This is a genomic window from Streptococcus oralis (assembly GCF_019929345.1).
GTDB lineage: Bacteria > Bacillota > Bacilli > Lactobacillales > Streptococcaceae > Streptococcus.
The window spans coordinates 148273-159624 of sequence record NZ_JAHZPJ010000001.1 but is presented as its reverse complement, the minus strand read 5'-3'; the positions used below and the strand labels follow the sequence as shown (position 1 = coordinate 159624).

Genomic DNA, 11352 nt, shown 5'->3' with positions numbered 1-11352 from the left:
GCCGTACTCAAGTACAGCCTGCGGCTAGTTTCCTAGTTTGCTCTTTGATTTTCATTGAGTATAAGCTTTCTCTAAGGAAAACTTAAGCTAGCTTTTAGGATTATTTCTTATAATAGTGTCAACAAAAAAGAAACGAGGACTTTCTCATGACTATTAAAGTAACCTACCAAAAGAAGTTTCAAACTGTCAAACAAGAGAAAGGAGCTAGCACCTATTGATACACAAAGAGCGGAAACGCTCTTTTTATTTTTAAAACTACTTTCAGGTGCTCTGTTTGAAGTTAGAGAATCTAAAATCACTTTCTATTTACCATTCTTTCTTGCATTGCTTTCCTAGATATGCTACAGTTGTGATAGCGATTACAAAATAAAAGGAGTATGCTATGAAAAATCCAGCTTTGTTAGAAGAAATTAAGACTTATAAAGGACGGGATGAGGTTCCAGAAGATTTTGATGCTTTCTGGGATGAGGAACTCAAAAAAGTTTCATCTCTTCCAGCCTACCAGTTGGAGGAAAGAGATTTCCATATTCCTCAAGCCAAGTGCTATGAGCTCACTTTTGAAGGAACCAATGAAGGCAAGGTTTATGCGCGTGTCGTCCTTCCAAAGAGTGAAGGTAAAGTTCCGTTAATCTTCCACTTTCATGGCTATATGGGACGTGGTTGGGACTGGGCCGACATGCTGGCCTATACTGTAGCTGGTTACGGCGTTGTTTCTATGGACGTTCGAGGCCAGTCGGGCTATTCGCAAGATGGCTTGCGCTCTCCACTAGGAAATACGGTGAAGGGGCATATCATCCGTGGTGCTGTGGATGGTCGTGAACATCTCTTTTATAAGGATGTTTATCTGGATATTTACCAGTTGGTTGAAATTGTTGCTAGTCTACCTCAGGTGGATGAGAAGCGACTTTCTAGCTATGGTGCCTCACAAGGAGGAGCTCTAGCATTAGTTGCAGCAGCGCTTAATCCTCGGATTCAGAAAACAGTTGCCATCTATCCCTTCTTGTCTGATTTTAGACGAGTGCTTGAGATTGGCAATACCAGTGAAGCCTATGATGAACTCTTCCGTTATTTCAAGTTCCACGATCCTTTCCATGAAACAGAGGAGGAAATCATGGCGACTCTTGCCTATATCGATGTGAAAAATCTTGCCCATCGTATTAAAGGTGAGGTCAAGATGATTACGGGCTTGGATGACGACGTCTGCTACCCTATTACCCAGTTTGCGATTTACAACCGTTTAACTTGCGATAAGGCCTATCGCATCATGCCAGAGTATGCTCACGAAGCCATGAATGTTTTTGTCAATGACCAAGTTTATAACTGGCTCTGTGGCAGTGAGATTTCTTTTAAGTACGTAAGATAATGAATAAGAGAGCTCGCGAGCTCTCTTTTTATATCAAAATCCTGAAAGTACTTTTAGGAAATTCAAAATATTAAAATAGTTTTAAAAGTGGAATCTATTCTATATCAATTTAGCTATAAAGTTCAGAGTTTATTGTATAATAAGGGAAAGACATTATGCGAAAGGAGGAAATTTTCCGCTGTTTGGTCAGAGAGTAAGAGCAGTGGACGTTTGAAGAATGGGAGGTCTCATTCAGTCGGTTATTTTCTTTTTACTTGTTTAGTTGGAGGAACTAAAAATTTTAAGAAAAAAAGAAAGCGCTTTATTTATGGAGAATATGAAAGGTAAAAAAATGAAGTATAGGGATTTTGATCGAAAACGACGATATGGCATTCGGAAATTTGCAGTTGGGACAGCTTCTGTACTAATTGGAACAGTTGTGATTGGAGTTTCGCCAGTTTTAGCCCAAGAACAGGGAAATGCAGTAGCACCAAGTACTGAAAATGTAGAAAAAGGCAAAGACCAATCATCAGAAGAGGTGCCTAAAGAAGCCGTGGTAGCAAATGTATCTGATGCTGATAAGAACGCAGTTGGGACTGAACTAGATCAAGATAAGCTCAAGAAGCAGGTAGAAGCAAAGATAGCAAATGCAACGGAAACAGCCCTAAAGGAAGAGGAAAAATCAACAGACTCGAATGCTATTCCTCGTGATTATTATTCAAGGGATTTACAGAATGCCACTCCAGTCCTAGAAAAAGAAGATGTTGAAACTAATGCTTCAAATGGTCAGAGAGTTGATCTTTCAAGCGAATTAGAAAAGTTAAAGAAACTTGAAAACGCAACAGTCCACATGGAGTTTAAGCCAGATGCCAAAGCTCCAGCATTCTACAATCTCTTTTCTGTGTCAAGTGCTACTAAAAAAGATGAGTACTTCACTATGGCAGTCTACAATCAAGTAGCTCTGATTGAGGGGCGCGGTGCCAAAGGGGAGCAATTCTATGATAAATATACGGATGCTCCTTTACAAGTACGTCCTGGCCAGTGGAATTCAGTGACTTTCACAGTTGAAAAACCGACAGCAGAATTACCAAATGGCCGAGTGCGTCTCTATGTGAACGGTGTTTTATCTCGAACAAGTCTGAAATCAGGCAACTTCATCAAAGATATGCCAGATGTAACGCATGCTCAAATTGGAGCAACCAAGCGTGCTAGCAATACAGTTTGGGGAAGCAATCTACAAGTTCGAAACCTAACCGTCTATAATCGTGCCTTAAGCCCAGAAGAAGTTCAAACGAGAAGTCAACTATTTGAAAGAGGTGATTTGGAGAAGAAACTTCCTGAGGGTGCGAAAATCTCAGAGAAAGAAGACGTCTTTGAAGGCGGAATGAACAACCAACCAAATAAAGATGGAATCAAGAGTTATCGCATTCCAGCTCTTCTCAAGACGGATAAAGGAACTCTCATTGCAGGTGCAGATGAACGCCGTCTTCATTCGAGTGACTGGGGTGATATCGGTATGGTTATCAGACGTAGTGAAGACAATGGTAAAACTTGGGGAGACCGAGTAACCATTACCAACTTACGTGACAACCCAAAGGCCTCTGATCCATCGATCGGTTCACCAGTGAACATCGACATGACCTTGACTCAAGATCCTGAAACCAAACGCATCTTTGCCATTTATGACATGTTCCCAGAAGGAAAAGGAATCTTTGGTATGTCTTCGCAAAAAGAAGAAGCCTACAAAGAAATCAATGGCAAAACCTATCAAATCCTCTATCGTGAAGGAGAAAAGGAAGCTTATACCATTCGAGAAAATGGTACTGTCTACACACCAGATGGCAAGGCGACGGACTACCGCGTTGTTGTAGATCCTGTAAAACCGGCCTATAGCGACAAGGGTGATCTATACAAGGGTGACCAGCTACTAGGCAATATTTACTTCACAACAAACAAAACTTCTCCATTTAGAATTGCTAAGGATAGTTATCTATGGATGTCCTACAGTGATGACGACGGGAAGACCTGGTCAGCACCTCAAGATATCACTCCGATGGTCAAAGCCGATTGGATGAAATTCTTGGGTGTAGGGCCTGGTGTGGGGATAACCCTTCGTACTGGACCGCATAAAGGTCGAATCGTAGTTCCAGTCTATACGACCAACCGAGCTAACCACCTCAATGGTTCCCAATCATCTCGAATCATCTACTCAGACGACCATGGTAAGACTTGGCATATGGGTGGTGGTGTCAACGACAATCGCAAACTTTATGATGGCACAGTGATTGATTCAAGCACCATGAGCAATTATTATGCTCAAAATACGGAGGCTTCTGTTGTTCAGTTAAACAATGGAGATCTCAAACTCTTTATGCGTGGATTGACAGGAGATTTACAGGTTGCAACCAGTCATGACGGTGGTCTCACTTGGGACAATAACGTTGATCGCTACGATGTACCAGATGTTTATGTTCAAATGGCTGCGACTCATACGGTTCAAAATGGTAAAGAGTATATTCTCTTGGCAAATGCGAACGGTCCAGGTCGTAAAAATGGTTATATTCGAGTGGCTCGTGTAGAAGAAGATGGCCAGTTGACTTGGTTACACCACCATTTGATTCAAGAAGGCGAGTATGCTTATAACTCACTTCAACAGATAGGGCCAGATGAATTTGGGCTTTTATATGAACACCATGCTCCTGGAGGTGTTCCATATACACTCTCCTTCAAGAAATTCAACTGGGATTTCTTAGCCAAGGATTGGATTTCTCCTAAAGAAGCAAAAGTGAAATATGCGATTGAAAAATGGCCAGGCATCCTTGCTATGGAGTTTGATTCGGAAGTATTGGTCAACAAGGCACCAACCCTTCAATTGGCAAACGGTAAAACAGCACGCTTCATGACCCAGTATGACACAAAAACCCTCCTATTTACAATAGATTCAGAGGATATGGGTCAAAAAGTTACAGGTCTGGCAGAAGGTGCAATTGAAAGTATGCATAATTTACCAGTCTCTGTAGCGGGCACTAAGCTTTCGAATGGAATGAACGGAAGTGAAGCCGCGGTTCATGAAGTTCCAGAATTCACAGGCGGTGTAAATGGTGAAGAGGCAGCTGTTCATGAAATTCCAGAGTATACAGGTCCATTAGGTACAGCAGGTGAGGAACCAGCACCAACAGTTGAAAAACCAGAATTTACAGGCGGGGTTAATGCTGTTGAGGCCGCAGTCCATGAAGTACCAGAGTACAAAGGTGGTGTGAATGGCACTGAGGCAGCTGTGCATGAAATTGCAGAATATAAGGGAGCAAATTCGCTTGTAAGTCTTGCTGCAGAAGATTATACTTACAAAGCTCCTCTTGCTCAGCAGACACTTCCTGAAACAGGGAACAAGGAGAGTGGCTTCCTAGCTTCACTAGGACTAACAGCTTTCTTCCTTGGCTTGTTTGCACTAGGGAAAAAGAGAGAACAGTAAGAGTGAACTGACCCCCAAAAGTTGGACAAATAATGATTGAAAGGATTTAGTTCTGTATTGCACAGGACTAGGTCCTTTTAGTTTTACTTTGATTCGTTTGTTATTGTAGTAATCAATGTAGTTGGCAATCGTCTTTTTAATTTTTTTGAGAAGCTGAATCCTTTTCAAAATCATAAAACATCCCTGATTTTAAAATGCCAAAATCTTTCTCAATCATTTTTTGCTTTGATCTAGTAGAGTAATAGTGGTTCTTCCTCCTTTTAACAATCTCTAATCTATAATATTCAATCAGACTCATCATGTATGTAAGACCAGAAACACATATGCCCAATCTATTTGAAAGCCGTTTGAAGTTTTACCCTTGTTCTCGTAAGTTGCTTTCGTAACAAAGTCCCTCAAAAGTTAGATAGAAAAATCTAACTTTGAGAGCATGATTCATTTTATGATGGTCTTTTTTGGTTTGGCAAACGCTGGTATATAGGTTTGTGGTATACTAAAATTATAGAGTTACTATCGTCAGTTCAATTATGAGCGTCTCAGCAAGGACATAGTAACGGGATTGGGTGATGCTGGTCATCAGGGGCTTGATGATGTTTACTATAATCCTAATGGCCACCCACCATACATCGTTTCGGAGGCTAAGTATAATAAAGCAAAATTGAGTAAAGGCTTAGCGGATGGAATGGACCAGATGGATCTTGAATGGATCAATAATCTTTTGGATAGAGTAGTAAGTGAAGAACATTTGGCTGCAATTCAAGATGCTATGGCTAAGAAAATGAAGTGAGGAATAGGATGTTTAGAGATAAATTTAAAAATAAAGATTATTTTATTAAAAGATTAGAATTTAATAGTGAAGTTTTTTATGATTTTGAGGAGATGGCATCAGAGATACAGGATAATAGAATGAGTAGATTTTATTTGATTCAATCTGGTTATTCCGAAAAGCTATTGACCATTAATTATTCCCTAGGATATTCATTAGATGAAGTATTTAAGTGGTTTAAAATTAGTCTCAATTATTATCAAAAATACTATCAAACCAAAGGGAGTATTTATACTCTAATTGATTACCTCTCATTAGCTGTTCTGTTCGAAGACCGCAAAGAAGAATTTATCGAAGATGTTGAGAAAATCTTTAGTAAGTATCAGTCCTTCGTAGATTCAGGCGAGCAGTATGAGGACGGCTACATCGAAACACTTGCTCTTTACTTATTAAAGGGCGATGTTGAGAATTTCCACTCGCATTTGGAATACCTGAATATGATTGGGAATGATGCAGATAGTGTCATTGAAGCGCAGAAGTTCTGGTACTATGCCCACTCAGAAGCTTCATGGTATGACACGCATAAGACAGAGGATGCCTATTATGGTTACTGGAGTTTTGATACCGCTGCCCTTTGCAAGATGCGTGGTATCTATGATGAACGTTTCAAGGATTTGGATTTTTTCCCATACGACCTATTGGTTCAGAAAGATAAATAATATAAGTTGACCGCCCTTTTGGGCGGTTTTTTGTGGTTTGGCAAACGCTGGTATATAGGTTTGTGGTATACTAAAATTATAGAGTTACTATCGTCAGTTTGGTTATGAGCGTATCAGCAAGAACATAGTAACGGGGTTGGGTGATGCTGGCCATTAGGGAATTGATGGTGTTTACTACAATCCAAATGGGAATCCGCCATATATTATCGCTGAAGCTAAGTATAATAAAGCTAGACTTGGTAAAACTAAAGATGGGAAACAGATGAGTAAGTCTTGGGTAAGAAATAGGTTAGAGAAAGCTGTGGGTCTAGATCTTGCGGAAACTATTCGTGAAACTGAATATATCGGAGATGTTCAAAAATATCTATTTAATTTAATGTTAAAAAGAATGGTGAGATCAATGAAGTGAGGAATATGATGTTTAGAGACAAATATAAAGATGAAGATTACTTTAATGAAGTTTATCATTTCAATATTGAGGCGTTTAAGAGAAGAGAATTAGGTACTTATAAGTCCCGTGTTTTACCGCAATACATAAATAGATACTATTCTTCCCAATCTCTCTATACTAGAGAACTAGTATCTATGTGTTATTCCCTAGGACATTCATTAGATGAAGTATTTAAATGGTTTAAAATTAGTCTCAATTATTATCAGAAATACTATCAAACTAGAGGGAGTATTTACACATTAATTGATTACCTATCTCTTGCTGTTCTGTTCGAAGACCGCAAAGAGGAATTTATCGAAGATGTTGAGAAAATCTTTAGTAAGTATCAGTCCTTCGTAGATTCAGGCGAGCAGTATGAGGACGGCTACATCGAAACACTTGCTCTTTACTTATTAAAGGGCGAAGTTGAGAATTTCCACTCGCATTTGGAATACCTGAATATGATTGGGAATGATGCAGATAGTGTCATTGAAGCACAGAAGTTCTGGTACTATGCCCACTCAGAAGCATCATGGTATGACACACATAAGACAGAGGATGCCTATTATGGTTACTGGAGTTTTGATACTGCTGCCCTTTGCAAGATGCGTGGTATCTATGATGAACGTCTCAAAGATTTGGATTTCTTCCCTTATGATCTCTTGGTTCAGGAAGATAGATAATATCTAATTTGACCGCCCTTTTGGGCGGTTTTTACATTCTGCGTTTGTATGATATAATAAATTGAATTTGTTCATGATTTCCAATCAAACATCTTCATGATAAAATCAATCTAGTTAGTCAATTTTAAGGCTACAAAAGTGGACAGGCTACAGGTGAAATCATCAGTGAAATCGTTTCATTTATTGGTCCTGCTAAGTTAGCCAAGATAGCCGGCAAGAGCAAGCTGATTAGCCGATTGTCACAGGTGCCCAAGATTGAAAAGGGTCTATCTTATATAAAACAAGCTCGTACGATGTTGTCTGACAACTATCTGAGCACACTAGCACGGGAGAGCTACGGTGCGACCAAGGACTTCTTTAGAAGTCGTTTGGGGAATCTTTGGGATGACTTTAGTCTCAAGAAGCTCTCCCCTGTGGGGTTGGATGACTTCCGTTATGGAGAGGACATTGGCAAGCATACAGCTCGACTCTACCAGAGTACGGGTGAGAGTGCGGAGTATCAGAGTATACTTCGGGATCTTTATGGCGATGCAAGCGAGCAGAGCGGCCGGAAGGTCGGCCGAGAGTTCAGCAAGGAAGCTAGTGAACAACTATCTAAGCATAGTGATGATGCTGCGAGTACTTCTAAAGGAATTTCAAAAAAAGAATATAATTCGCTTCGCAAGAAAACACCAAGTCAAGAGATACGCGATCATGTCAATAATATTGATGGAGAAAAATTTGATCCAATTTATGGTTATCCAGTTGAAACCCTCGAAGCAGACCATATTGTCTCTATGAAAGAAATTACCGAAATGGATGGATTTGCTCCTCTATCTGATGTTGATAAGGTAGAGGTTTTGAATCTTGAGGATAATTTTATGGGATTAGGTAAACCTACCAATAGTTCCAAAGGGTCTAAAACTTGGAGTGATTGGCAGGGGCATTCCAAATTAGGAGATATTCCGGCTGAGATAAGAGAAAAAATGATAGCTTTGGAGCGTGAAGCTAGAACTAAGCTACAAAATGAAATTTTCAGGAGGTTGAAAAATGACGGAAGTGCTTGATACAAAAGTAGAGAAGAATGGTTTGATCTTTTACGGGACATTCTCTGAAGGTCTTTTTGAGGAATGGCTCAAAGTTGTGAATGTACTGCCCTCGAAGGAACGAATACAAGATGGCCTGCTAATACAAATCGGTTTCAGCATATATAAACTTGCTCAATTGAACATGGACCAATTTAGGATAGTGTCAGTCAACTATGAAACAAATCCTTTTAAAGAGTTTACTGATGATTTGACCTTGGCTCTTTGGATTCAGTCTGAACAAAGTACACTAGCTAAAGAGATTAAGATTGAAGTTTCTGAAATCAGATTTGATGAGAAAATAGTGTTGGCTAAAGGTGTCTTTGAGTGTGAACATTACTATTTGCAGAGACAAGATACTGATCGAAAAGGTGATTCGGGATGGTTTGTTGGCTATCAAAATCAAGATACAGATGATTTTGTTGCTATGTATGCTTTTGAAATATTGAAAAAGAATCCAAAACTAATAAAAACTTTGATTCTACCTGCGGACTACCTAGTAGTAGTTAATGGTGGAGATATTCAGGCGATTCTGAATGAACAAGATGAAGAAATTTTTTCCGCTTCATAAAGTTACCCAACTTGCTTGGGAAAGAAAAGCAACCTATTTTAGATTTTCTAGCTAGTAAATGACGAATGGCATCTAATGGTCTTGTCTATGAACTCAAAAGGAGAAAAATGTTAGAAAAACTTTGTAAAAGTAGTAGACTGCCCTAAGAAGTGATTGAAAATATAAGGAAATTGCTAAAGAATACAGATTTGAACTAGGATTTACAAAGGAGTAGACAGATGAAATTAGACAGCAGGGTTGAACAGGCTTTGCAAGCTATAAATTTTGTGGAGCGCTATAAGGAGCTTTCAGATAAATTTAGTTTAGATAGAACGCCTAAAGACAAACGCTTAAATATTATTACAGGCGAGTTGGTATTTGATGTTTTTGAAAATTTAGGGTATAGAGCTAAATTTGATGGACGTGAAAAATTCTTTTATATTGAGCCTTTTAAAGAAAATGGTTATACTTTTGGATTCCATATTAGTATCTTTAAAGGATTGGTAGAATTGATATGGATTGTTAAGGACTCTCAAAACAAAGTTATACTGGGGACCCCACTGATGGAGTTTTCTAGGAGGCTCATCTCTCCGGATTATAAAATCATGGATCCAGTGATTGCGAATTATGATGACTTTGAAAATGTCATGAAAGTTGCTTTTGGGATGTACGAAGACTTTAAACAGTCTTTTATGAAGATTGAGGCGGAGGATTAATAGATGTTAAAAGATTTTGTCAAAGTGGCAGATATGCCCCAAGAAGTGATTGAAAAATACCAGAATCAAGTTCCAGCGGAGTTGCTACAAATTTGGCAGGAAGATGGTCTGGGAACCTTTTTAGATGGTTATTTGAAGGTGATCAATCCAGAGGATTATCTTGAGCTTCTCCAAGATAGTTATTTCAGAGGAGATGTCGCTTTTCCTATGTTTGTAACAGCATTTGGAGATATTATTACTTGGGAAGAGAACGCCTACGTGGGAATTGTCCAATATAATATTCAGGATTTAGATATTATGATTAAGCGGATGGATCGTTTCATAGAGTATGTTGATGATGAAGATTTCAAAGACGATTATTTCGATATTCCACTCTACAAAAAAGCTGTTGCCAAACATGGTCAATTAGCCTACGATGAATGTTTCGGTTTTGTTCCTTTACTAGCTTTGGGAGGCGTAAAAGATGTGGATCATATGGATAAGGTAAAAACCTTGGAGCACATTTACCTCATGTACCAGCTGACAGGTGGCGTGATGGACGACTAGGAGTTGCTATTTCTTTTTTGAGAACAGTACGAGAGGATGAACTTTCCTTCCAAATGCAAAACAAAAGAACCTCAGAGGAATTCTCTGAGGTTCTTTGCGTTCTAGTTTCCATATTTTTGGTAAAAATCGACCTTGACTTGGATAAAGGTTTCGGATTCGCGTAGTAGTTGCAGGAGGGTAGCACGGGTTTCAAACTCCTCACGTGTTTTAGGGAGACTCCGATTGCGGAAGACTTGCAGATAGCGTTCGATGTCATCAAGTAGGTCATGAGCAGGATTGGTCTGGCTTAGCTGGGCAGCAATCTTAGAAAAGAGCTGGGCTAAAATCAAACTCTCACTTGCGGCCAGGTGACAGGTATTGATCTGCTGGGCCATATTTCGCAGGATGCGACTTTGCCTCTGCCTCATCTCAAAGTAGTGGATGTGGTAGTCTGTCTGGTGAAAGAGGTGATCCGAGTGGTCCAAATAGACAAGCTTGAGGGCTTCATCGAGTAGCACATCTAATTCATCAACGAGTTGGGCTTGGTTGCGTCCGTCTCCTCTTGACAGATAGTATTTAAAGCGAAGCAGGATGTCTTTTAACTTTTCTTCGACCTGAAGGTGGTAGCTTTGGATGGCTTTCTCACGAGAGGGCATATAAAGGTTGACCAATAGAGCAAAGCTTGTCCCGATGAGAAAGAGGAGCACTTCATTGAGTAGGAGGGCTGGGGAAGTAGACTCCTGTACCAAGAGATGGCTGACCAAGACACTGCTAGGGGTGATGCCGATTTCCCAACCCATTTTGTAAGCAAGAGGGACATAGAGAGCCAGATAGAGGCCCAAACTCCAGATGTGAAAGCCTGTCAGCTGAAAGGCTAGAACACCGATGACGAGCGCTAGGAGCATGGAAAAGAGGCGGTTACGTGCTAATTTCAGCGTGCTTCTGCGCGTGTCGGAGAGGCTTAAGAGAGCGATAATTCCAGCTGAAACTGCTGATGATAGATCTAAAAAATAAGCGAGAAAACAAGCGAGACAGGTCGCTAAGATCAGTTTTGTCGTACGTTGAGTGAGGGACATGAAAATTTC

General features: G+C 39.9%; 10 protein-coding genes and 1 pseudogene. 9 read left to right on the top strand and 2 right to left on the bottom strand.

Annotated features, from left to right (window positions below; all coding sequences use genetic code 11):
- Window positions 1-382 precede the first annotated feature (382 nt).
- Together K1I97_RS00770 and K1I97_RS00765 are read left to right on the top strand one after the other, a co-directional pair.
- A complete protein-coding gene (locus K1I97_RS00770; RefSeq protein ID WP_223331055.1) occupies window positions 383-1363 on the top strand; it encodes an acetylxylan esterase in 981 nt (326 codons plus the stop codon).
- 331 nt (window positions 1364-1694) lie between these two features.
- The gene (locus tag K1I97_RS00765; RefSeq protein ID WP_223331171.1) at window positions 1695-4814 is read left to right on the top strand and encodes an SIALI-17 repeat-containing surface protein; all 3120 of its coding nucleotides are present in this window, start codon (window positions 1695-1697) and stop codon (window positions 4812-4814) included.
- A 42-nt stretch (window positions 4815-4856) separates the two neighbouring features.
- On the opposite strand, the pseudogene K1I97_RS00760 reads toward K1I97_RS00765, so the two are convergent.
- Window positions 4857-5031: pseudogene (locus K1I97_RS00760) on the bottom strand (IS3 family transposase); the annotation flags it as partial.
- A gap of 342 nt (window positions 5032-5373) precedes the next feature.
- On the opposite strand from K1I97_RS00760, the gene K1I97_RS00755 reads away from it, so the two are divergent.
- The 7 genes from K1I97_RS00755 (at window position 5374) to K1I97_RS00725 (ending at window position 10288) form a co-directional block, all read left to right on the top strand.
- On the top strand, window positions 5374-5601 hold the full coding sequence (locus K1I97_RS00755; protein ID WP_223331056.1) for a hypothetical protein: 228 nt from the start codon (window positions 5374-5376) through the stop codon (window positions 5599-5601).
- A gap of 8 nt (window positions 5602-5609) precedes the next feature.
- On the top strand, window positions 5610-6299 hold the full coding sequence (locus K1I97_RS00750; RefSeq protein WP_223331057.1) for a PoNe immunity protein domain-containing protein: 690 nt from the start codon (window positions 5610-5612) through the stop codon (window positions 6297-6299).
- A 414-nt stretch (window positions 6300-6713) separates the two neighbouring features.
- Complete coding sequence (locus K1I97_RS00745) at window positions 6714-7412, top strand: PoNe immunity protein domain-containing protein (protein ID WP_317628029.1); 699 nt, start codon at window positions 6714-6716, stop codon at window positions 7410-7412.
- Window positions 7413-7657: 245 nt separating this feature from the next.
- On the top strand, window positions 7658-8458 hold the full coding sequence (locus K1I97_RS00740) for a hypothetical protein (protein WP_223331059.1): 801 nt from the start codon (window positions 7658-7660) through the stop codon (window positions 8456-8458).
- The gene (locus K1I97_RS00735) at window positions 8442-9047 is read left to right on the top strand and encodes an immunity protein Imm33 domain-containing protein (protein ID WP_223331060.1); all 606 of its coding nucleotides are present in this window, start codon (window positions 8442-8444) and stop codon (window positions 9045-9047) included. Before K1I97_RS00740 ends, K1I97_RS00735 begins: the two co-directional genes overlap by 17 nt.
- A gap of 218 nt (window positions 9048-9265) precedes the next feature.
- Window positions 9266-9742 carry a hypothetical protein gene (locus K1I97_RS00730; RefSeq protein WP_223331061.1) on the top strand — a complete coding sequence of 159 codons (477 nt, stop codon included), beginning with the start codon at window positions 9266-9268 and terminating at the stop codon, window positions 9740-9742.
- A 3-nt stretch (window positions 9743-9745) separates the two neighbouring features.
- Window positions 9746-10288, top strand: a complete 543-nt coding sequence (locus K1I97_RS00725) for a T6SS immunity protein Tdi1 domain-containing protein (RefSeq protein ID WP_223331062.1) — start codon at window positions 9746-9748, stop codon at window positions 10286-10288.
- Between the two features lie 101 nt (window positions 10289-10389).
- On the opposite strand, the gene K1I97_RS00720 is transcribed toward K1I97_RS00725, so the two are convergent.
- Window positions 10390-11343, bottom strand: coding sequence for an aromatic acid exporter family protein (locus K1I97_RS00720; protein WP_223331063.1), 954 nt, complete (start codon window positions 11341-11343; stop codon window positions 10390-10392).
- Window positions 11344-11352 lie beyond the last annotated feature (9 nt).